Here is a 21,452-nt window from a genome sequence, read left to right as displayed (position 1 = left end):
CCAAAGGAACGAGGCATCATGACGGGATTCATCTCACGGGTCATCCGGGAGGAACGAGGGTCGGCGACGGCCGAATACGCGGTGGCGACGATGGGGGCGGTCGGCTTCGCCGGGCTGCTGGTGGTGTTGCTGCGTGGCGACGAGGTCAAGGCCATCCTCACCGACCTGGTGACACGTGCACTCACGACCGGCGTCTGACGGCGAACGGGGAAGCGTGACCGCCGAGTTCGCGGTGGCGCTTCCCGCCGTGCTCGCCTGCCTCGCCCTGTGCCTCGGCGCCGTGCAGGCGGTGACCCAGCAGTCGCGACTGGTGGATGCGGCCGCCCAGTCCGCCCGGATGCTCGCCCGGGGCGACGACCCCGCAGACACCGCGCGCCGGATGGCCAACGCGGAACTGACCGTCGAGCGCGAGGGCGGAATGGTCTGCGCGCGAGCGACCAGCGCGAGCGCGGTCACCGGCCTCGGAGCCCTCGGGCTGGCCGTCTCGGCGAGGGCGTGCGCGCTCGATGACTAGGCGCAGTGGAAGGAGGAGGAGATGGGTGAGCTAGAGCGCCGAGACACCACGCGCCGCCCGGGCGCCGAGGCGCGGTCACGCAGACGCCGGCTGAGTGCACGTATCCGGAGCGACCGCGGAGCGGCCAGTGTGCTCGCCGTCGCGGTGATCGGGGTGGTCATTTGCTCCGGCACCGTGGCCGTCGCGCTCGGCGGGGCGTTCGCAGCGCGGCGCGTGGCGGCAGCAGGGGCGGATGCTGCGGCGCTCGCCGCGGCGGATGTGGCGTCCGGGCTCAAGCCGGGCAGTCCCTGTCAGGCGGCGGAGAGCGTCGCGGCGGCCAACGCCGCGCAGCTGCTGTCGTGCGAGCTGGAGGGTGTCGTCGCCATCGTCGAGACCTCCGTCTCCTATCTCGGGTTGCCGGCGCGCGCTTCGGCCCGTGCGGGTCCGCCGGGGACGCCGTGACGACAGGGCGCGGGATCGTCAGTCGAAGATCGCCTCCAGATACCGGTACTCCACGGCGCTCGGGCGACGGTCGAGGGCGTCGTCGGAGGCGAACTCGATCGCGGAGGAGCGGATATAGAGGTAGCGCTTGCCCGCGGTCGGGGACGGGATCTCGAGTCGCGGGCGGGGCTGGCCGCTGTCCAGGTATTCGGTCGCGATGGTCTTGCCCTCGAGGGGGCCGTCGGTCAGTTTGGCGGTATACGTCGTCGTTGAAGTGGTAGCCATGACCTCATTTTCCTCCCGCCTCCCGCAACCACAAGGGCTGCGCCCTCGGCGAACGCAGAACAGCGGATTAGGCAGACAAGCGGCTCGGGTGTGTATGGTTTGCCTGTCGGGCCGTGTGGCCCACGCTCGCCGCAGGGGTGCGGCGCCGGGGGAGCGCGCTACGAACGTCTAACTGTTGCAACACAGTGCGTACATATAAGAGGAGTCAGGTGTCTGACACGAAGAAACTCGTCATCGTCGAGTCACCGAACAAGGTGAAGTCGATCGCTCAGTATCTGGGTGACGGCTACGAGGTGATGGCATCCGTCGGACACATCCGCGACCTCATCGAGCCCAAGAACCTTCCGCCCGAGCTCAAGAAGGGCTCGCTCGGCAAGTTCTCCGTCGACGTCGAGAAGGGCTTCGAGCCCTACTACGTGGTCTCCGACCAGAAGAAGAAGACCGTCGCCGACCTCAAGCGGGCGCTCAAGAACGCCGACGAACTCCTCCTCGCAACGGATGAGGACCGCGAAGGAGAGGCCATCGCGTGGCACCTCATCGAGGTGCTGCAGCCGAAGGTCCCCGTGAAGCGGATGGTGTTCCACGAGATCACCAAAGAAGCCATCGAGAAGGCACGGGACAACACCAGAGAGATCGACACCGCGCTGGTCGACGCCCAGGAGACCAGGCGCATCCTGGACCGGCTGTACGGGTACGAGGTCTCGCCCGTGCTGTGGCGCAAGGTCGGCCCTGGACTGTCCGCCGGGCGTGTTCAGTCCGCCGCGACCAGGCTCGTCGTCGACAGGGAGCGCGAGCGTCTCGCGTTCGTCCCTGCCTCGTACTGGGGCCTGACCGCACACTTCACGCCGGAAGAGGCGAACGGTTTCGAGGCCAGGCTCGCCCGGCTGTCCGGCGAGCGCGTCGCCACAGGGCGCGACTTCGACGACCACGGAAAGCTCACGTCCAACGCGCGCACCCTGGACGAGGAGACCGCGACCAGCCTCGCCGCCGCCATCTCGCAGCCAAGCACCGTCGTCACGGTCGGCAAGGTCGACTCCAAGCCGTACTCCCGCCGCCCGGCCGCGCCGTTCACCACGTCGACCATGCAGCAGGAGGCCGCGCGCAAGCTGCGCTTCTCCGCGAAGCAGACGATGAGCGTCGCACAGTCGCTGTACGAGAGCGGCTACATCACCTATATGCGAACCGACTCCGCTTCGCTCTCCCAGCAAGCCACCAACGCGGCCCGCACCCAGGCCGCCAAGCTCTACGGACCGGAGACGGTTCCGGACAAGCCGCGCACATACGCCTCGAAGAGCAAGAACGCCCAGGAGGCGCACGAGGCGATCCGTCCGTCCGGTGAGGTCTTCCGCACGCCCGCCGAGCTCGAGAAGGTGCTCCGCGGCAACGAGTTCCGCCTGTACGACCTGATCTGGAAGCGCACCGTCGCCTCGCAGATGGCCGACGCCAAGGGACAGACCGCCTCCGTCACGGTGGAGACGAAGATCACCGAGGGCGTCCACGACGGCACCGTCGGCGAGTTCACGGCGAGCGGCACCGTCATCACCTTCCGCGGCTTCCTCAACGCATACGAGGAGAGCAAGGACGAAGAGCGCAACTCGTCCGACTCCGCCGACGCCAAGCTGCCTCCGCTGCAGGTCGGCCAGGAGCTGCATGTCCAGGATGTGGAGGCCGACGGCCACGAGACCACCCCGCCGCCGCGCTACACGGAGGCCAGCCTCGTCAAGGCGCTCGAAGAGCTGGGCATCGGCCGGCCGTCGACGTTCGCCAGCATCATCTCGACCATCGTCGACCGCGGGTATGTCACGCCCCGCGGCCAGGCGCTCGTCCCGAGCTGGGTGGCGTTCTCCGTCGTCCGGCTGCTGGAGGACTACTTCGGCGACCTCGTGCAGTACGACTTCACCGCCGAGATGGAAGACGACCTCGACCGCATCGCCGACGGCGAGGCCGAGCGCGTCGACTGGCTGAACAGCTTCTACTTCGGCAGCGACAAGCACACCGGCCTGCGCCGGGTCATCGACAACATGGGTGAGATCGACGCGCGCAGCATCAACTCGATCGCCATCGACGACGACGTGACGCTGCGGATCGGCAAGTACGGCCCATATCTCGAAGTCGCCGAAGAAGGCGCGGCCGAAGGGGCAACGCCCCGCCGGGTGAACATCCCGCCGGAGCTGGCCCCCGACGAGCTGACGCCCGCGAAGGCGCACGAGCTCATCGAAGCGCCCGTCCTCACCGACCGGGTCCTCGGCGTGAACCCCGAGAACGGCAAGAACATCGTCGCGAAGGACGGCCGGTTCGGGCCGTACGTGACCGAGATCGACCCGGAGGAGGCCGCGGCGGAGACCGTCGACCAGGCCACGGGAGAAGTCGTCGCCGCTCCGGCCAAGAAGCCGGCGAAGAAGGCAGCGGCCGCGAAGCCGCGCACGGCGTCCCTGTTCAAGTCGATGGATCTCGCGACCCTCGACCTCGACACCGCTCTGCAGCTGCTCGACCTGCCGCGCACGGTCGGGATCGACCCCGAGAGCGGGGAAGAGATCCAGGCCCAGAACGGACGATACGGCGCATACCTCAAGAAGGGCACGGACACCCGTTCGCTGACCAGCGAGGACGATATCTTCGGCATCGACCTGGCGGGGGCGCTCGAACTGTTCGCGCAGCCCAAGTACGGCAACCGCCGGGCGTCGAGCGCGCTCAAGGAGTTCGACGCCGACCCCGTCAGCGGCAAGGCGATCAAGGTCAAGGACGGCCGGTTCGGCCCGTACGTGACCGACGGCGAGACGAACGCGACCATCCCGCGCGGCGAGACGGTCGACGAGGTCGACTTCGAGCGGGCCGTGCAGCTGCTCGCTGACAAGCGCGCCAAGGGTCCCGCCAAGAAGGCTCCGGCCAAGAAGGCTCCGGCCAAGAAGGCGCCCGCGAAGAAGCCTGCGGCGAAGACCACGGCGGCGAAGACGACAGCGGCGAAGACAACCGCAGCCAAGACCACCACCACACGCAAGGCGGCGGCCACGAAACCGGCAGCGGAGTGAGCACGGTCGACACTCATCCGGAACGTCGCGGGCTCTTCATCACCATCGAGGGCGGCGACGGAACGGGCAAGTCAACGCAGGCGAAGCTCATAGAGGAGTGGCTGGCCGCGCGCGGCCGCACCGTCGTGCGCACCCGTGAGCCGGGTGGCACGGAGGTGGGCGTCGAGATCCGCGAGATCGTGCTGCACCACCGGGGCGACATCGCCGCGCGCGCAGAAGCCCTCCTCTACGCGGCCGACCGGGCGCACCACATCGAGACCTTCGTGCGGCCGGCGCTCGCGCGCGGAGAGGTGGTCCTGCAGGACCGCTACCTCGACTCCTCCGTCGCGTACCAGGGCGCAGGCCGGGTGCTCGACCCGAAGGAGATCCGCGACCTGTCGCTGTGGGCGGCGCAAGGACTCCTGCCCGACCTGACGATCCTCCTCGACCTCGACGAGGCCACCGCCAGGCAGCGGCTCGACTCCTCGCGCACCCGCTACGACAGGCTCGAAGCAGAGAAGTCCGACTTCCACGCCCGCGTTCGTGCCGCGTACCTCGGTCTGGCCGAGGCGGAGCCCGAGCGGTTCCTGGTGGTGGATGCGTCGCGTCCCGTCGACGAGATCGCCGCGGACATCCGCGCCAGGCTCGAACCGTACGTGTGACCAGGCGTATGTGTGACCAGGCATATGTCTGATCGTGGCCGAGAGCCGCGCATCCGGAGACGTCGTGGGTTCGGCGGTGTCGGTGGCGAGCGCTAGCCTGGGAGGCATGGCAGTGTGGGATGACCTGACGGGTCAGGACGACGCCATCGCCATCTTCAAAGCCGCAGCGGCGGGAGGGTCTGCGCCCAGCGCATCCATTGTCGCCGTCGCTGAAGGAGGCGCCGCAGGGTCCGCGACGGCTCCAGGCTCCACGTCCGGCTCGCCGACCGGACGGAGCATGACGCACTCCTGGCTGATCACCGGGCCGCCCGGCTCCGGGAGGTCCAACCTCGCGTTCGCCTTCGCGACCGCGCTGCTCAGCCCCGGCACCCCGGAGGGCGACCTGGCGACACAGCGCCAGGTGGAGGCGCGCACGCACCCCGACCTCGCTGTGCTCAGCACCGAACGGGTCATCATCTCCATCGAGGAGGTGCGCACGCTGGTCGCCAGCTCGCAGTTCTCCCCGTCCGTCGGCCGGTATCGCGTGATGATCATCGAAGACGCCGACCGGATGAGCGAGCGCACGTCGAACGTGCTCCTCAAAGCTCTGGAGGAGCCGCCGGAGCGCACCGTCTGGATCCTCTGCGCGCCCAGCGACGCCGACCTGATCCCGACCATCCGGTCGCGGGTCCGCACCGTGCGGCTGCGCGTTCCGAGCGTGTCCGATGTCGCGTCCCTCATCGAGCGCCGTGACGGCGTCGACCCCGTGACGGCCGAACGGGCGGCCAGGCACGCGCAGAGCCACATCGGCATGGCGCACCGGCTCGCGACCAACGACGAGGCCAGACGCAGGCGCGAGGAGACCCTGGAGCGCGTGCTGCGCATCCGGTCGGTCTCCGACGCCGTGATCACGGCGGCGAGCCTGCTCGAGATCGCCGGCGCAGACGCGAAGGCGATCACCGAGGAACGGGATGCGGAGGAACGCGAGCACGCGCTGCGCTCGCTCGGCATCGAACCGGGTGGCACCATCCCTCCCGCGCTGCGCTCGCAGCTCCGGCAGCTCGAGGAGGACCAGAAGCGGCGGGCGACGCGCAGCCTCCGCGACGGCATCGACCGCATCCTGGTCGACCTGCTCTCGCTGTATCGGGACGTGATGATGCTGCAGCTCGGCAGTCAGAGCGAGCTCGTGAACCTCGAACTGCGCGACCGGCTGGATGCTCTCAGCACTCACACGAGTCCCGCAGCTACGCTCGCCGCGATGGATGCGATCGCCACCGCCCGGCAGAGGATCGACGGGAACGTCGCGCCCGCGCTGGCGATCGAGGCCATGCTCACCACCATCCTGCGCGGCGGTGCCGCTCGAAAGGGGAACGACCAGTGACCACCCGCCAGGGCCGCCCAGCCGCTCGCCCCGCCCGGAGCCGAGCGCGCCGCAGCACACGCACCGCGCTCGTCGCGATCGCCGCCGTCGTCGCCCTGACCCTCACCGGATGCGTCACCTGGTTCATCCCCGCCAAGACCACGCAGACCTCCACCCCCGTCGCCGAGCAGGTCGCCGCCGACCTGCAGCCGTTCTACAGCCAGGTGCTGAAGTGGCAGAGCTGCGCCTCCGGCAAGCAGTGCGCGACGGCCAAAGCGCCCCTGGACTGGAAGAAGCCGTCGGCGGGCGAGATCGAGCTGGCGCTCATCCGGCAGACCGCCAAGGGCACGAGGCAGGGATCGCTGCTGGTGAACCCCGGCGGTCCTGGTGGTTCCGGCTACGACTTCGTGAGGGACTCCGTAGACTACGCGACGGACAGCACGCTGCAGCAGCACTTCGACGTGGTCGGCTTCGATCCGCGGGGAGTCGGGCACTCGACCGCCGTGAAGTGCTACGACGCCAAGCAGATGGACGAATACCTGTACGGCATCACGCCGGGCACGCGCGGCTCGGACGAGTGGATCGCGGAGAACACGACGGTGTCGAAAGACTTCGGCTCCGCCTGCTCGACCAACACCGGATCGCTGCTGGAGCACGTCGACACCGTCAGCGCCGCGCGCGACCTCGACCTGCTGCGCGCCGTGCTGGGCGACAAGAAGCTCAACTACCTCGGATACTCGTACGGCACATACCTCGGCGCGGTCTACGCCGACCTCTATCCCGGCAAGACCGGCCGCCTCGTCCTCGACGGAGCGCTCGACCCCGCCGCGAGCAACTTCGACGTGACCAAGGTGCAGGCCGAAGGCTTCGAGAGCGCGCTGCGCGCATACCTCAAAGACTGTCTCGCGCAGAAGGACTGCCCGTTCAGCGGCTCGGTCGACGACTCGATGAAGACCATCAGCGACCTGCTCTCCTCGGTCGAGCGCAGCCCCATCCGCAACTCGGACGGGCGGGAACTCGGCGCGAACACGCTCGTCACCGCGATCATCTACCCGCTCTACGACGCGACGGCGTGGTCGTACCTGAGCGACATGTTCACCTCGGTGATGAAGGGGAGCGCATCCACCGCCTTCTCGCTGGCGGACGCATACAACAACAGGCAGAGCGACGGGACGTACGGGGACAACTCCACCGAGGCGTTCATGGCGATCAACTGCCTCGACTACACCTACGACGCCGACCCGGCGACGATGCGCGCACAGGCGGCCCAGCTCGCGAAGGACGCGCCGGTGATCGGCCCGTACATGTCCTACGGCGACATCGGATGCGCGAACTGGCCGTACACCTCGACCGTCGAGCGTGCTCCGATCGCCGCGAAGGGCTCCGCACCCATCCTGGTCGTCGGCACCACGAACGACCCGGCGACCCCGTACGTGTGGGCCAAGAACCTCGCGGGCGAGCTCGAGAACGGGCACCTGCTCACCTACAAGGGCGAGGGCCACACGGCGTACAACAAGTCCAACTCGTGCGTGAACGACGCCGTCGACGAATTCCTCGTCAAGGGCACCATCCCGGAGGACGGGAAGACCTGCTGATCCGACCCTCCGCGGAGTGGTGCAAATTTGCAGAGAATGAAATAATCGTCCCATGAGCATGGTGCAGGAGGAACTCGGACTCCGCGAGCGGAAGCGCCTGGCGACCAGGCGCGCGATCCAGCTGGCCGCCCTCGAACTCGCCAGCGAGCGCGGTTTCGACCGGGTGACCATCGACGAGATCAGCCACGCGGCCAACGTGTCGCCCCGGACGTTCTTCAACTACTTCCCGTCGAAGGAGTCCGCCATCATCGGCGAGCTCCCCGAGCTGCCGGACGAGGAGCGCATCGAACGCTTCATCGACGCCGGGCCGGACGAGCCCATCCTCGACGGCATCAGCGAACTCCTGATCGCCGCGATCGACACGATCGAACTCACCGACGGCGATCCAGGGGGAGCAGAGCCGGCGGACGCGACCAGGAGCGTTCACGAGCTCCACGCGCTCCGGAGGGCCCTCCTCAAAGACAACCCGGAGCTCTTCGCCCAGCGCATGGCGAGCATGCACCAGTTCGAAGACGCTCTCAGCGCCATCGTGCAGCGCCGCCTCGCCCATGACGACCCAGCGCTCGCGGACGAGCACGAGGCGCTGCACCAGCGCGCCAGGCTCGTCACGTACGTCTCCTTCGCCGGGATGCGCCACGCCTGGTCGTGCTGGGCGGACCACGGAGGCGTCGAGCCGCTGGCCGACCGCCTCCGCAGCTCGTTCGCGCAGCTGCAGGCGCTCGGCACCCAGGTGCGCTGAGCCGCAATCTCAGATGGTCAGTGGCACCCTCCAACATCGGGTAAGCTATCTGACTGTGCGTTACGCCCCCGGGCGAGACCCACGCCGCCCTAGCTCAGTCGGCAGAGCATCTCACTCGTAATGAGAAGGTCAAGGGTTCGATTCCCTTGGGCGGCTCCACCAGCCCCGTCCCGCAGGACGGGGCTTCTTCTATTCCCTCGTACCAGAAATCCGTGCCAGCACGGGGTCAACCGGGCTGTCTGAGGCGTACTCTGGTCGGAAGTTGAGAAACATTCAGGTTTGGCTGGGCTGAAGCCCGCCGAACTCGTGGCCGGTGCGGTGCTCGACGAGAGCGACGCCGAAGCGCGAACCCGAAACTTCACATCCGCCCGCCGCTTCGCCGAGCCGCCGGGCACATCCCGCACTGCCCGCAGCGCGAGACGACAAGCCTGCCCGAGGTTGTCATGAGCATTTTCCGCACGTCCAGGTCCCGAGGTCTCGGTATCGCAGCGTCCGTCGTGACGGCGATCGGTCTCGTCTTCGGAGGGCTGGTGATCGCCGGCCCGGCCAGCGCAGACACCATGCCTCCCGACCCGACCAATCCGGCCACGCCGCCGACCGTCGGGGCGGATGCGCTGCCGACGACGCAGATCGACGGCGTCGCCTGGGCGCAGACCGTCGTCGGGAACACCGTCTACGTCGCCGGCAAGTTCAGTACCGCGCGCCCCGCAGGGTCGCCGGCCGGGTCGAACACGACTCCGCGAAGCAACCTGCTCGCGTACAACATCACCACCGGCGCGCTCATCACCTCCTTCAACGTGCCGCTGAATGCGCAGGCGCTGGCTGTCGCGGCGACACCGGACGGGAGCCGCGTGTACGTCGGAGGCGACTTCACCACGGCGGGTGGGGGCAACTACTACCGCATCGTGGCGATCAGCACGGCGACCGGCCAGATCGTGAGCTCGTTCCGGCCGATCATGGAGAGCCAGGTCAGAGCGCTCGCTGCGACGAACACGGCGGTGTACGCCGGAGGCACGTTCTCGAGCGTGAACAGTACGAGCCGGGGCTACATCGCCAAGATCGACGCATCCAACGGCTCGTTGATGACCGGCTGGACCGCGAGCGCCGACTACGTCGTGGATGCGCTGGCCGTCAGCCCGGACGGCAGCAAAGTGTATGCGGGCGGCCGCTTCAAGAACGTGAACGGCAGCGCCCACTACGGCCTGGCCATGCTCACGGGGACGACAGGGACCGCCCTGCCCTTCCCCGCCAACAGCGTGGTCAGGGATGCGGGAACGCAGGCCGGGATCACCACCCTGGTCGCGACAGCCGACCGCATCTACGGCGCCGGGTACGTGTTCGGTTCCGGCGGCAATCTGGAGGGCAGTTTCGCGGCCGACGCGAACTCGGGAGCCCTCATCTGGCTGGAGGATTGCCACGGCGACACGTACTCGGTCTACCCGCTCGGCGACGCGCTCTACGCCGTCGGCCATCCGCACGACTGCCGGAACGTCGGCGGATACCCGGAGACCAACCCGCGCACCTTCCACCACTCCATCGCGTTCTCGAAGGCGAGGACGGGGACGCTCACGAACGACGGGAACCGCAGCTACTTCAACTTCAGCGGCCAGCCGTCGCCGACGCTGCTGAACTGGTTCCCCGACTACGTGACCGGTTCGTACACCGGCCAGGGGCAGGCCGCATGGAGCCTGGCGGGCAACAGCCAGTACCTCGCGGTCGGCGGTGAATTCCCGTTCGTCAACGGTGTCGCCCAGTACGGGCTCACCCGGTACGCGTTCGACAGCGTCGTGCGCAGCAAGGTCGGGCCGAACAACAACACCGCCGCCACGCCGAACGCCACCTCGCCCGCCGCAGGGCAGGCCAGGATCACCTGGACATCGACGTTCGACCAGGACAACACCAACCTGAACTACAAGCTCGTCCGCGACGGCAACACCGCCAGCCCCGTCTACCAGACCAACCAGCTGTCGACGTTCTGGAACCGTCCGGCGATGGGCTTCACCGACAGCGGGCTCGCCGGGGGCAGCCAGCACACCTATCGCCTCTATGTGACGGATCCGGACGGCAACCAGATCAACCGCACGGGCAACACGGTGACCATCGCGGGCGGAGGAGCGAACCAGAACCCGGTCGCGTCGTTCGTGGCGACGCCGAACGGCCTGTCCGTGTCCGTCGACGGCAGCGCATCCAGTGATCCGGACGGCTCCATCGCCTCGTACGCGTGGACGTTCGGCGACGGAGGCACGGCGACGGGCGCCACGGCAGGCCACACCTACGCGGCCGCCGGCACGTACACGGTCGCGCTCACGGTGACGGACAACAGGGGCGGCCAGGCCAGCACCTCCAAGTCGGTGACGGTCACGGCGGCAACCGGCAACACGGTGGCACGGGATGCGTTCGAACGGTCGGTCGCGAGCGGCTGGGGCACCGCGGATGTCGGCGGCGCCTGGACGGGCGCGGGGGTCGCCACGGCGTACACCGTCGCCTCCGGGACCGGGCAGATGATCGTGCCGGCCGGGAACACCAAGACGGAGACGCTGAACGCGGTGTCGTCGAACAGGACGGACACGACGGTGACCTTCACCACCGATGTCGCGTCGTCGGGTGGCGGGATCTTCGTCTCCGCCATCGGACGCCAGGTCGGTTCCGTCGGCTACGAGGGCCGCGCTTGGATCAGCTCGAGCGGGGCCGTGCAGGTGCAGCTGCTGCAGAGCGGCAACACCCTGCAGGCCGTGCCGGTCTCCGGGCTGACATACTCGGCGGGCCAGCAGCTCTCGCTGCGCGTCCAGGTGTTCGGCACGTCGCCGACCACCGTGCGTGCGAAGCTCTGGCCGGCCATCCAGGCCGAGCCCGCCGCCTGGCAGGCGAGCGTGACGGACGCGACCGCCGCCCTCCAGGCGAACGGCGCCGTCGGCCTGCGCGTGTACGTGTCGGCGGCGGCGACGCTCACCCCGGTGACCACCCGGTTCGACAACTACGCCGTGGCGGTCGTTCCGTGACGTCGGCTCCGGGCGAGGGGGCGCCCGAAGCCGCGCACGGGGCGGCACCGGCGGCGACCGGTCATCGGTACCGCTCCCTCGATGGCCTCCGCGGGGTCGCCGCCCTGTCTGTGGTGCTCTATCACGCACTGCTCGTGGTGCCGGCGGTCTCCGTGCTCTACATCGAGAAGTCGGATGCGACGCCGCTGACCCCGGAATGGTGGCTGTTCCGCACGCCGTTACGACTGGTCATGCCCGGGCACGAGGCCGTGCTGATCTTCTTCGTGCTCTCCGGTTTCGTGCTCACTCTTCCGCTGCTGACGCACCGGCAGAGTCCGAGGCGCATCCTGGCGTACTACGGCAGGCGCATCCTGAGGCTGTACGTCCCGGTGTGGGGTGCCGTGGCGTTCGCGCTGCTGTTGGCCGTGGCCGTGCCGCGCGACCCATCGGTGGGGAGCAGCTGGCTGGCCACCCACCTCCCTCCGACCTTCTCGGCGGTGTGGCACGACCTGGTGCTGGTGCTCGGCACCTCCAACCTCGACAGCCCGCTGTGGTCGCTGACCTGGGAAGTGTGGTTCTCGCTGCTGCTCCCCGTGATGTTCGTGCTGCTGAAGGTCGCCCGCGTGCACGACTGGTGGCTGGGCGGCATCGCATTGCTCATCGCCCTGTCCGCCGTCTCGCGCTTCCCGGCCGTGCTCGACGCGCTCCCGCTGTCGTGGCTGACCGGAGGGATGCTGCAGTACCTGCCGGTGTTCGGGATCGGGATGATCGTCGCCTCGCGGCGGGAGACGATCACGCGGCTGGCCACGCGCATCCGGAGCTGGTGGCCGGTGATCGCGGGAGCGCTGCTGCTGATGATCTCCCCGAGCCTCGTGCCGACGGGCGCGGTGTACACGCCGGTGTCCGCGGCGCTCGCCGCTGTGAGCCTGATCGGGGTGGCCGGGGTGGTCTTCATCGCGCTCGAAGCCCCGGCAAGGCGGGTGCTGGAGACCCGGCCGGTGCAGTGGGCGGGCACGCGCTCGTTCAGTGTGTACCTCATCCACGAGCCGATCCTGGTGGCTGCCGCGCTGGTCACCAGGGCGGACGCATGGCTGCCCTGGCTGTTCGTCGCGCTGGCGCTGCTGCCGGTGATCCTGCTGGCGGCGGAGGGGTTCTACCGGGTGGTCGAGCGGCCGTCGATGCTGCTGTCGCAGCGGGTCGGGCGGGCGATCCTGGCGTGGCCGGCCGCGAGACGGCGCGTGCAGTCAACGCTGGACAAGCCCATCCGGGATGTGTCGGCCTAGTTCGTGGTAAATAGCGCCGTATGGGGGGCTGGTGCGCCTCATCTGACGCGTCGTGTTCCATCACGTCTCGGCGTACGGCAGTGGCAACCCACCCCGCGGGGCTGTGGACTTCGTGGCCTGACGACGGTAATGGTGGCCACCCGACGAGAGACTGGGGTAATATCAATTCTTGACGTGAGATAACTCAACAAATATGATAAATTGCAACGCTTAGCCCATGGTGTTGATTTGCGCCCCGGACCGGAAGAAGTGTATGTCAAACGAGCGGGAATGCGGCGCATCGGACTGTCCGGACCGCACGAGTAAGACCACGGGCGAATGACCCGTTCAGCGGTCGTTTGGGTGAGGCTCTTCGAACTGCAACGGGAAGCGGTCTCCCGGGCCGCGTCAACGCGCCGTGACGCCCTCGGGATCGTCTTGCTGGCGTCGATCGCCTCGGCTGCTGCCGGGGTCGGTGACATGTGGTTCCTCGTCGTCGGCTTTATCGTTCCTGAAGTCGCGTATGCGTGCACGTTCATGGTTAAGCAAATCGGTGCGCGAGTCCTGGTTGAAAGCCAGGTTGCTCTCTACCCCTGCGCGCTCATCTTGGTTGGAATGTCACGGGTCGATGGGGCACCGACCGACTTCTTGCTTTCAGCAGGGGCTGGTTGGCTACTGCGGATAGGGATCCAGAGGTTGGTGGGAAGGGATAACCCCTCCGTCGCAGAGTGACGTTGGTGAACGCAGTCACTACCCGATCCGGATTCGCTCTCCCAGTAAACGCAGGTAATATACCCGGATGCGCGAATCGGACCAGCCCGATATTGGCATGCCGGACGGCTCTGAGCCGGAATCGGCCGACACCCCCGCCACCATCGTTCCCCCAGCGGACTCGGCATCGCCGAGCGATCCCGCCACCGCGTCGACCCGTGCGGCCAGGCGCTCGGAGGAGCGCGCAGGGTCGGGCGCAGGCGTCGGCGCCGGTGCGGCCGCCGCCTTCGGCGGCGTGCTCGCTGCGATCAGGAACCACCCGAAGGCGTGGATCATCGCCGGGGCATCCGCTGCGTTCGTCATCCTCGGCGCAGGATCGGTGGCCCTCGGGGCTACCGTCGGCTCGCCCGCAGAGGCGGCCGCCGTCCCGACCCACAGCGCGACCCCGACTCCCACGCCCACCCCGACCAAGAGCGCCGACCCTGTGCGTCCCGTCCCCGCCAACCAGCCGGCGGCGAGCCGCGTGCGCACCTGCTCCGTCGCCGGGCTGTCGCAGGACGGCAGGCTCGGCAACCTCGAAGCCCAGGTGGTGGATGCGCGCACCGGCGAGGTCGTCTTCGACAGGAACGGCGGAAAGCCGGGACCCACCGCGAGCGTGCTGAAGACGCTCACCTCCGCTGCCGCTCTGCAGGTGCTCGGCCCCGACTATCGGGTGGCGACCACCGTGGTCAAGGGAAGCGCGCCCGGCCAGATCGTCATCGTCGGCGGGGGAGACGTCACGCTCTCCCGGCTGCCGGACGGGCAGGCGTCGTTCTACACCGGCGCCCCGAAGATCCAGGATCTCGCGATCCAGGTCAACCAGGCGATGGGCGGCCAGCCCATCACCTCGATCGTCACGGACACGTCGCTGTTCGGCGGCCCGGTCTGGCAGCCGAGCTGGGACGAGCGCGAGGAGCGCGTCGTCGAAGGCTCGACCTCGTACATCACGGCGCTGCAGGTGGACGGCGACAGGGACGACCCCACCGCCGTCGAGTCCCCGCGCAGCACCGACCCCGTCGCCCGCGCCGTGCAGTACTTCCAGCAGTACCTCGGCACGAACGTCCCGGTCAGCGCAGGGACAGCCCCGGCGGGGGCCCCGCAGCTCGCGGCCGTGCAGTCGCAGCCGGTGACCACGCTGATCGACCAGGCGATGCGCGTCTCCGACAACACGATCATGGAGGAGCTGGCCAGGCTCGTCGCGATCAAGACGGGCGCTGGCAACACGTTCGATGCCGAGAACGCCGGGGTGCTCGCCGCGCTGAAGCCGTACGGGATCGACACCACGGGCATCCACATCGCCGACGGGTCGGGGCTCAGCGCGGACAACGCCGTGCCGCCGTCGTACCTGACGCAGCTGTTCATCAAGGTGCTCAACAAGCAGAACGGGCTCGGCGTCGTCTACGACGGCCTGCCGGTCGCCGGGCAGTCCGGCACGCTCGGGCCGGGATACAGCAGGTTCACCGGAGCGAACTCGGTCGCCAGGGGAGCCGTGCTCGCCAAGACCGGGTGGATCGACAACGGGTACACGCTGTCCGGGATCATCAACGCGGCGGACGGCACCCCGCTCACGTTCGCGGTGTTCGCACTCGGCAATGTGGGAGACAATGCCAAGCAGGCGATCGACACGCTCGTCACCGGCTTCTACAAGTGCGGCGGCAACCTCTCCAACCAGTGACGGAGGCCATCATGGGCAAGGCTCTGTTCATCATCGACGTGCAGAACGACTTCACGGAGGGCGGCGCCCTGGGCGTCGACGGCGGCGCTGCGGTGGCCGCGGGGATCACCCGCTACCTCGCCGAGCACGCCTCCGAGTACGCGGAGATCTTCGCCAGCCGCGACTGGCACGACGCCGACAACGACAACGGCGGGCACTTCGCGACGGAGGCGTCCCCGGACTTCGTCGTCACCTGGCCGCAGCACTGCGTGGCGGCCACGACGGGCGCCGAATACCACCCGGCGCTCGACACCTCTGCGGTGACGTTCCACATCCGGAAGGGCCAGGGCGTCCCGGCGTATTCGATCTTCGAGGGGCACACCGAGGCGGGGTCGAGCGTGCACAACCTGCTCGACGAGCACGGCATCGACCAGATCGACGTCGTCGGCATCGCGACTGACTACTGCGTGCGGGCGTCTGCACTGGATGCGCTGAGCCAGGGTCAGCGCGTCCGCGTGCTCACCGATCTGGTGGCGGGGGTGGCGCCCGCGTCGTCGGAGGCGGCGCTGGCCGAGCTGGCCCACGCGGGAGCGGAGCTCGTCACCGCGGGGTGATAGCCGGGATGCGGGGTAGCACCCCCGCATTATGCGCGCTAAGCTGATTACTAACTTGGCTAGCTAATCCGGAGGCGCACTGATGAAGACCCGATCCGACTGGAATCCGGCACGCTGGCTGCGCATCGTGCTGCCCGCCGTCGTCATCGTCATCTGGTTCATCGCCGCGGGCGTCGGCGGACCCACCTTCGGCAAGCTCTCCTCCGTCTCCGAGAACGGCCAGGCCGCCTTCCTCCCCGCCAGTGCGGAGTCGACCGAAGTGCAGGAGTGGCAGAAGAAGTTCACGGACTCGAACGCGATCCCGGCGATCGTCGTCGTGCAGTCGGACACGAGCATCCCGAAGTCGGACCTGGCGGAGTACGCGAACCTCGGCGTGAAGCTCGGTCAGGTCGACGGCGTGCAGAAGCCGGAAGGCGATGCGGAGACCAGCGTCGCGGGGCCGATCCCGTCCGAGGACGGCAAAGCGGTCGAGTTCATCGTTCCGATCGCGGACTCCGACCACGTCAAGACCGTGGTGGCCGACCTGCGCACCGTGGTCGCCGACAACCTGCCGGACGGCACGCAGGGCTGGGTGACCGGACCCGCCGGGCTCACCGCCGACCTCGTCAACGCGTTCGGCGGCATCGACGGCATCCTGCTGCTGGTGGCCGTCGGCGCCGTGTTCCTCATCCTGCTGCTGGTCTACCGGTCGCTCGTGCTGCCGTTCCTCGTGCTGTTCACGTCGATCTTCGCCCTGTGCGCCGCGATCCTGGTGGTCTACCTGTTCGCGCTGTGGGGCTGGATCAAGCTCAGCGGGCAGAGCCAGGGCATCCTGTCGATCCTGGTGATCGGTGCCGCCACCGACTATTCGCTGCTGCTGGTCGCCCGCTACCGGGAGTCCCTGGAGCACGTCGAATCGCGCTGGGCGGCCATCGGGCGGGCCTGGCGTGCGGCGTGGGAGCCGATCGCCGCCTCCGGTGCGACCGTGATCCTGGCCTTGCTGTGCCTGCTGTTCTCCGACCTCAACTCGAACAAGAGCCTCGGCCCGATCGCCGCCATCGGCATCGTGTTCTCGCTGCTGTCCGCCCTCACCCTGCTCCCGATGCTGCTCGTCGTGTTCGGCAGGGTCTCGTTCTGGCCGTTCCGCCCGAAGTTCGTTGGCGAGCATCCGGCGGAGCACAAGCACGCCGATGGCCGGCGCATCGCGGGCCTCGAAGGCATCACGGGACTCTGGCGCAGGGTCGGGACCCTCATCGCCCGCCGCCCCAGGGTGACCTGGGTCGTCGCCCTCGTGCTGCTCGCGGCGTGTGCTGCGGGCGTCACCCAGCTGAAGGCGAACGGGGTGCAGCAGACCGACCTCGTGCTCACCCAGTCCGACGCGGCAGACGGGCAGAAGATCCTCGCGAAGCACTTCGATGCCGGCTCCGGCAGCCCCGTGCTCATCGTGGCTGCGGAGGACGACGCGGATGCTGTCCTCTCCGCCGTCGAGAACACGGACGGCATCGCGACGGCCACGCTCTACACCGGCAACGCCCGGCCCGCCTCGGCCGGCGGCGTATCCGGTCCGGCCGGTTCGGCGCCGGAGCCGATCGTGAAGGACGGCCGCGTGCTCATCAACGCGACCCTCTCGTCGGAGGCGGACTCCGCCGCGGCGGAGCAGACGGTCCGCGATCTGAGGGAGACCCTGCCGAAGACGGACCCGACGGTGCTCGTCGGCGGCGTCACCGCCATAGCGCTCGACACCAACGACACTGCGCAGAGCGACCTGATCAAGATCATCCCGATCGTGCTCGCGGTCATCCTGGTGATCCTGATGCTGCTGCTCCGCTCGATCCTCGCCCCCGTGCTGCTCATCGCGAGCGTCGTGCTCTCGTACGCGGCAGCGCTCGGTGTCTCGGCCCTGGTGTTCAACCACCTGTTCCACTTCCCCGGAGCGGACGCCGCGGTGCCGCTGTTCGGCTTCGTGTTCCTGGTGGCGCTCGGCGTGGACTACAACATCTTCCTGATGACGCGGGTGAGGGAGGAGTCCCTCCGCATCGGGACGCGCCCCGGCATCCTGCGCGGCCTCGGCGTGACGGGCAGCGTCATCACGTCGGCCGGCGTCGTCCTGGCGGCGACGTTCGCGGCCCTCGGCGTCATCCCGATCCTGTTCCTGGCGCAGATCGCCTTCATCGTCGCCTTCGGCGTCCTGCTCGACACGGTCATCGTGCGCTCGCTGCTGGTGCCCGCCGTCTCCTACGACATCGGCCGCGCGATCTGGTGGCCGTCGAAGCTGTGGAAGGAGACCACGCACGACGAGAAGCGCGGGGCGGAAGCGGTGACGACCGCCGAGTAGGCGGTAGCGCAATCCGCCTGCCGTGCCCGAGGCCGACTGTGCACATTGTGCAGTGTCGGCGACGCATCCATATCCGGAATAGACAGGATGAGCAGCGCACGCTGAGCGTGTTGCCCACCGCATCCACCCCTGCGAGCATGGCGGCATGACCCTGACCACTCCCGAGAGCGCCGTTGGCGAGCGTGGCGACGATGCTGCGCTTCTCCGGCGGCTGTATCGCACGATGGTGACCGTGCGGCGGCTCGACCTCGATGGTGTCGCCATGCAGCGGCAGGGCATCGTGCCCGGCTATGCGCCGATGCGCGGGCAGGAGGCCGCCCAGGTGGGCAGTGCCGCCGCCCTCGATCTGGCGCGCGACTTCGCCTTCCCGACCTACCGGGAGCTGGGCGTCGCCGTGGCGATGGGGGTCGACCCCGTCGCCTATCTCGCGTCGCACCAGGGTGCGTGGCACGGCGGGTTGTGGGATGCAGCCGCCGCCAGGCTCGCCCCGATCAACGCCGTCGTCGGCGGAGCCGTCACGCACGCCGTCGGGTGGGCGCTCGGCGCCAAGCTGGACCGCAACGGGGGATGCGCGATCGCGTACTTCGGCGACGGCGCCAGCTCGCAGGGCGACATCCACGAGGCTATGAACACGGCAGGCGTCTCGCAGCTGCCCGTCGTGTTCTTCTGCCAGAACAACGGCTGGGCCATCTCGGTCCCCACCAGCAGGCAGGTCGCGGGCGGCTCGGTCGCCGCGCGCGCCGCCGGGTACGGGATGCCCGGGGTGCGGATCGACGGGAACGACGTCGTCGCCGTGTACGAAGCGACCCGCGAGGCCCTCGACCGCGCCCGCGACGGGGGCGGCCCGACCGTGATCGAGGCGATGACCTACCGTCTCGGCCCGCACTCGACCTCCGACGACCCCGGGCGCTACCGCAGCCTGGACGAGGAGCAGAGCTGGCTCGCGCGCGACCCGCTGTCGCTGTGCGAGGAGCGGCTGCGGGCCACAGGCACCGTCGGCGACGACTTCTTCGCCGAGGTGTCCGACACCGCGAACGCCCTCACCGAGCGGGTGCGCGCCGACGTCGCAGCGCTGGGCGGACGGCCGGGCGAGGAGATGTTCGATTTCGTGTTCGCCGACGCGCCTGCTGCGCTGCTCGGGCAGAAGCGCGCGTGGGAGGAGTCACGACATGGCTGAGATCACCAGGGAGCGTGAGCGACCAGCAGCGGCCGAGGTCACCACGATGCAGCGCGCGCTGAACCGCGCGCTCGACGACGCCCTCGCCGCCGACGACCGCACCCTCGTGTTCGGGGAGGACGTCGGCACGCTCGGCGGAGTGTTCCGCGTCACGGACGGGCTGAACGCCAAGTACGGCGACGACCGCGTGTTCGACACCACGCTTGCCGAGTCGGGGATCATGGGCATGGCGGTCGGCCTCGCGATGGCGGGATGGCGTCCGGTGCCCGAGATCCAGTTCGACGGCTTCTCCTATCCGGCCATCGACCAGATCGTGAACCAGGTCGCCAGGATGCACTACCGCAGCCGTGGGGCGTTCACGATGCCGATCACGCTGCGGCTGCCCAGCTTCGGCGGCATCCGCGCGCCGGAGCACCACGGAGAGAGCCTGGAGGCGCTGTTCGCGCACGTTCCTGGGCTCAAGGTGGTGTCGCCGTCGACCCCGGCGGAGGCGTACACGCTGCTCCGGCAGGCGATCGACGACCCGGACCCGGTGATCTTCCTCGAACCCAAGTCGCGGTACTGGCACAAGGCCGCCGTGGACGAGGCCGAGCTGTCCGAGCGGCTGCCGGTGGGCGCATCCCGGGTCGTCCGGCAGGGCAAGCACGTCACGCTGGTCGCCTGGGGCGCGATGGTCGCCCGCTGCCTGCAGGCCGCCGAGCTCGGCGCGGAGGACGGCGTGGAGATCGAGGTGGTCGACCTGCGCTGGCTGAAGCCGATCGACGCCGACGGGCTCGCCTCGTCGGTCGCGAAGACCAAGCGCGCCGTCGTCGTGCATGAGGCGCCGCTCACCGCCGGACTCGGCGCCGAGGTCAGCACGCTCATCACCGAGCGCTGTTTCGGCGACCTGCGCGCACCCGTGCAGCGCGTGACAGGGTGGGATGTGCCGTACCCGTCCCCGGTGCTCGAAGACGAGTACCTGCCGAGCATCGACCGCATCCTGGAAGCCGTACAGAAGACGTTGGAGTATCGCCGTGGCTGAGATCACGTTCGCCCTGCCAGACCTCGGCGAGGGCCTGCAGGAGGCGACCGTGCTGGAATGGCTGGTCGCCGAGGGGGACTTCGTCGAGCGGAACGCGCCGCTGGTCGAGGTGGAGACGACGAAGTCGGCCGTCGAGCTGCCGTCGCCGCAGTCCGGGACCGTCGCGCGGTTCCACGCGGAGGAGGGACAGACGCTCGAGGTCGGGGCGTCGCTCATTACCTTCACCGTCGACGACGACACCGCCGGGATCGTCGGCACCGTGCCCGTCGACGAGGCGCCTGCGCGCCGGGTGCGCCTCCAGCTGCCGGAGGACTGACGTGACCGGCTCCGGACACGAGGGCGTCGCGACCACCGGCGACGGGATGCGCATCGCATACGTCCGCCACCCGGGCGACGACCCCGTGCTCCTCGTGCACGGCTTCGCCACCACCGGAGCGCTCACCTGGGAGGCGACCGGCTGGGTCCGCGCGCTCGCCGAGGCCGGCCGCGGCGCCATCGTGCCCGACCTGCGCGGCCACGGCGGCAGCTCGGCGCCGCACGACCCGGCCGCGTACTCCCCGGAACTGCTCGCCGGCGACCTCGTCGCCGTGCTGGACGCGGAGGGTCTCGACCGCGTGGACGTCGTCGGGTACTCGATGGGGTCGTGGGTGACGCTGGCGCTGGTCGGGCTCGCGCCCGAGCGCATCCACCGGGTGGTCGTCGGCGGCATCGGCACGGTCGAGCAGTTCGCCCGCTGGGGGGTGGATGCTGTGCGCTCCGCCCTGCTCGACGGCACGGACACCGTTCCTCCGGAGTCTCCGCTCGCCCCGCTGCTGTCGTCGCTGCGGCAGGCGCCGGGCGTCGACACGGCGGCGCTCGCCGCGTGCGTGTCCGGGATGGCCGCGCATCCACTGCCGCTGCGGTCGAGCGCGCCGACGATGCTCGTGGTCGGCGAGGTGGATCCGGTGACCGATGGGCGGGAGGAAGCGGCAGCCGCGCTCGGCGCCGAACTGGTCGTACTGCCCCGTCGCAACCACGTGACGTCGCTGAGCGCGCGAGCGTTCAAGCAGGCTGCTCTGCCGTTCCTGGGAGCCGTCGTCAGCGTGTAGGCGTTCGCACTTTCGAGTCGTACGATGTGCGA

Annotated in this window: 18 protein-coding genes and 1 tRNA gene; 18 read left to right on the top strand and 1 reads right to left on the bottom strand. The window is 69.1% G+C overall.

All coding sequences use genetic code 11. The features are described 5' to 3' along the window. Positions 1–18 precede the first annotated feature (18 nt). The 3 genes from B7438_RS09070 to B7438_RS09060 are packed head-to-tail and all read left to right on the top strand — an operon-like array spanning position 19 to position 955. Entirely contained in the window at positions 19–198 is a 180-nt protein-coding gene (locus B7438_RS09070) for a DUF4244 domain-containing protein (protein WP_085369227.1), read from the top strand. A 16-nt stretch (positions 199–214) separates the two neighbouring features. After that, a complete protein-coding gene (locus tag B7438_RS09065; protein ID WP_247597305.1) occupies positions 215–514 on the top strand; it encodes a TadE family type IV pilus minor pilin in 300 nt (99 codons plus the stop codon). Between the two features lie 21 nt (positions 515–535). Beyond that, on the top strand, positions 536–955 hold the full coding sequence (locus B7438_RS09060) for an Rv3654c family TadE-like protein (protein ID WP_085369225.1): 420 nt from the start codon (positions 536–538) through the stop codon (positions 953–955). An 18-nt stretch (positions 956–973) separates the two neighbouring features. Here the strand turns inward: B7438_RS09060 and B7438_RS09055 are convergent, their stop codons facing one another. Then, positions 974–1,219, bottom strand: coding sequence for a hypothetical protein (locus B7438_RS09055; protein WP_085369224.1), 246 nt, complete (start codon positions 1,217–1,219; stop codon positions 974–976). A gap of 209 nt (positions 1,220–1,428) precedes the next feature. On the opposite strand from B7438_RS09055, the gene topA reads away from it, so the two are divergent. The 15 genes from topA to B7438_RS08975 all read left to right on the top strand — a co-directional run bounded on the left by topA (position 1,429) and on the right by B7438_RS08975 (position 21,420). Continuing rightward, positions 1,429–4,248 (top strand): type I DNA topoisomerase, encoded by a 2,820-nt coding sequence (topA, locus tag B7438_RS09050; RefSeq protein WP_085369223.1) that lies wholly within the window; start codon positions 1,429–1,431, stop codon positions 4,246–4,248. Continuing rightward, a complete protein-coding gene (gene tmk / locus B7438_RS09045; protein WP_085369222.1) occupies positions 4,245–4,889 on the top strand; it encodes a dTMP kinase in 645 nt (214 codons plus the stop codon). Before topA ends, tmk begins: the two co-directional genes overlap by 4 nt. Positions 4,890–4,995: 106 nt before the next feature. Further along, positions 4,996–6,249 (top strand): DNA polymerase III subunit delta', encoded by a 1,254-nt coding sequence (locus tag B7438_RS09040; protein ID WP_085369221.1) that lies wholly within the window; start codon positions 4,996–4,998, stop codon positions 6,247–6,249. Next, the gene (locus tag B7438_RS09035; protein ID WP_085369220.1) at positions 6,246–7,823 is read left to right on the top strand and encodes an alpha/beta hydrolase; all 1,578 of its coding nucleotides are present in this window, start codon (positions 6,246–6,248) and stop codon (positions 7,821–7,823) included. The genes B7438_RS09040 and B7438_RS09035 overlap by 4 nt, the downstream gene beginning before the upstream one ends. Before the next feature lie 52 nt (positions 7,824–7,875). Next, positions 7,876–8,562: a TetR family transcriptional regulator gene (locus B7438_RS09030; RefSeq protein ID WP_085369219.1), complete on the top strand. Its 687-nt coding sequence runs from the start codon at positions 7,876–7,878 to the stop codon at positions 8,560–8,562. An 83-nt stretch (positions 8,563–8,645) separates the two neighbouring features. Next, positions 8,646–8,721: transfer RNA gene (locus tag B7438_RS09025), tRNA-Thr, on the top strand. A 284-nt stretch (positions 8,722–9,005) separates the two neighbouring features. After that, positions 9,006–11,561, top strand: coding sequence for a PKD domain-containing protein (locus B7438_RS09020; RefSeq protein ID WP_085369218.1), 2,556 nt, complete (start codon positions 9,006–9,008; stop codon positions 11,559–11,561). Then, on the top strand, positions 11,558–12,823 hold the full coding sequence (locus B7438_RS09015) for an acyltransferase (RefSeq protein ID WP_085369217.1): 1,266 nt from the start codon (positions 11,558–11,560) through the stop codon (positions 12,821–12,823). The genes B7438_RS09020 and B7438_RS09015 overlap by 4 nt, the downstream gene beginning before the upstream one ends. A 778-nt stretch (positions 12,824–13,601) precedes the next feature. After that, complete coding sequence (locus B7438_RS09005; protein ID WP_085369215.1) at positions 13,602–15,227, top strand: D-alanyl-D-alanine carboxypeptidase/D-alanyl-D-alanine-endopeptidase; 1,626 nt, start codon at positions 13,602–13,604, stop codon at positions 15,225–15,227. Between the two features lie 11 nt (positions 15,228–15,238). Beyond that, positions 15,239–15,820 (top strand): isochorismatase family protein, encoded by a 582-nt coding sequence (locus B7438_RS09000; RefSeq protein ID WP_085369214.1) that lies wholly within the window; start codon positions 15,239–15,241, stop codon positions 15,818–15,820. Positions 15,821–15,902: 82 nt separating this feature from the next. Next, a complete protein-coding gene (locus B7438_RS08995) occupies positions 15,903–18,134 on the top strand; it encodes an MMPL family transporter (protein ID WP_085369213.1) in 2,232 nt (743 codons plus the stop codon). A gap of 145 nt (positions 18,135–18,279) precedes the next feature. Then, positions 18,280–19,311 carry a thiamine pyrophosphate-dependent enzyme gene (locus tag B7438_RS08990; protein WP_085369212.1) on the top strand — a complete coding sequence of 344 codons (1,032 nt, stop codon included), beginning with the start codon at positions 18,280–18,282 and terminating at the stop codon, positions 19,309–19,311. Next, positions 19,304–20,332: an alpha-ketoacid dehydrogenase subunit beta gene (locus tag B7438_RS08985; protein WP_085369211.1), complete on the top strand. Its 1,029-nt coding sequence runs from the start codon at positions 19,304–19,306 to the stop codon at positions 20,330–20,332. The genes B7438_RS08990 and B7438_RS08985 overlap by 8 nt, the downstream gene beginning before the upstream one ends. Beyond that, a complete protein-coding gene (locus tag B7438_RS08980; RefSeq protein ID WP_085369210.1) occupies positions 20,325–20,648 on the top strand; it encodes a biotin/lipoyl-containing protein in 324 nt (107 codons plus the stop codon). Before B7438_RS08985 ends, B7438_RS08980 begins: the two co-directional genes overlap by 8 nt. 1 nt (position 20,649) lies before the next feature. Then, complete coding sequence (locus B7438_RS08975) at positions 20,650–21,420, top strand: alpha/beta fold hydrolase (RefSeq protein ID WP_256921944.1); 771 nt, start codon at positions 20,650–20,652, stop codon at positions 21,418–21,420. The last annotated feature ends 32 nt before the right edge of the window (positions 21,421–21,452 follow it).

Source organism: Leifsonia sp. NCR5 (assembly GCF_002105485.1).
In the GTDB taxonomy this organism is placed as follows: domain Bacteria; phylum Actinomycetota; class Actinomycetes; order Actinomycetales; family Microbacteriaceae; genus Leifsonia.
The sequence above is the reverse complement of the archived record's forward strand: the minus strand, read 5'-3'. Positions and strand labels throughout refer to the sequence as shown.

Coding starts and splice junctions, on each gene's coding strand:
- B7438_RS09070 (WP_085369227.1), top strand. CDS start 19: ATGACGGGATTCATCTCACGGGTCATCCGGGAGGAACGAGGGTCGGCG.
- B7438_RS09060 (WP_085369225.1), top strand. CDS start 536: ATGGGTGAGCTAGAGCGCCGAGACACCACGCGCCGCCCGGGCGCCGAG.
- B7438_RS09055 (WP_085369224.1), bottom strand. CDS start 1,219: ATGGCTACCACTTCAACGACGACGTATACCGCCAAACTGACCGACGGC.
- B7438_RS09040 (WP_085369221.1), top strand. CDS start 4,996: ATGGCAGTGTGGGATGACCTGACGGGTCAGGACGACGCCATCGCCATC.
- B7438_RS09030 (WP_085369219.1), top strand. CDS start 7,876: ATGAGCATGGTGCAGGAGGAACTCGGACTCCGCGAGCGGAAGCGCCTG.
- B7438_RS09020 (WP_085369218.1), top strand. CDS start 9,006: ATGAGCATTTTCCGCACGTCCAGGTCCCGAGGTCTCGGTATCGCAGCG.
- B7438_RS09005 (WP_085369215.1), top strand. CDS start 13,602: ATGCGCGAATCGGACCAGCCCGATATTGGCATGCCGGACGGCTCTGAG.
- B7438_RS09000 (WP_085369214.1), top strand. CDS start 15,239: ATGGGCAAGGCTCTGTTCATCATCGACGTGCAGAACGACTTCACGGAG.
- B7438_RS08995 (WP_085369213.1), top strand. CDS start 15,903: ATGAAGACCCGATCCGACTGGAATCCGGCACGCTGGCTGCGCATCGTG.
- B7438_RS08990 (WP_085369212.1), top strand. CDS start 18,280: ATGACCCTGACCACTCCCGAGAGCGCCGTTGGCGAGCGTGGCGACGAT.
- B7438_RS08985 (WP_085369211.1), top strand. CDS start 19,304: ATGGCTGAGATCACCAGGGAGCGTGAGCGACCAGCAGCGGCCGAGGTC.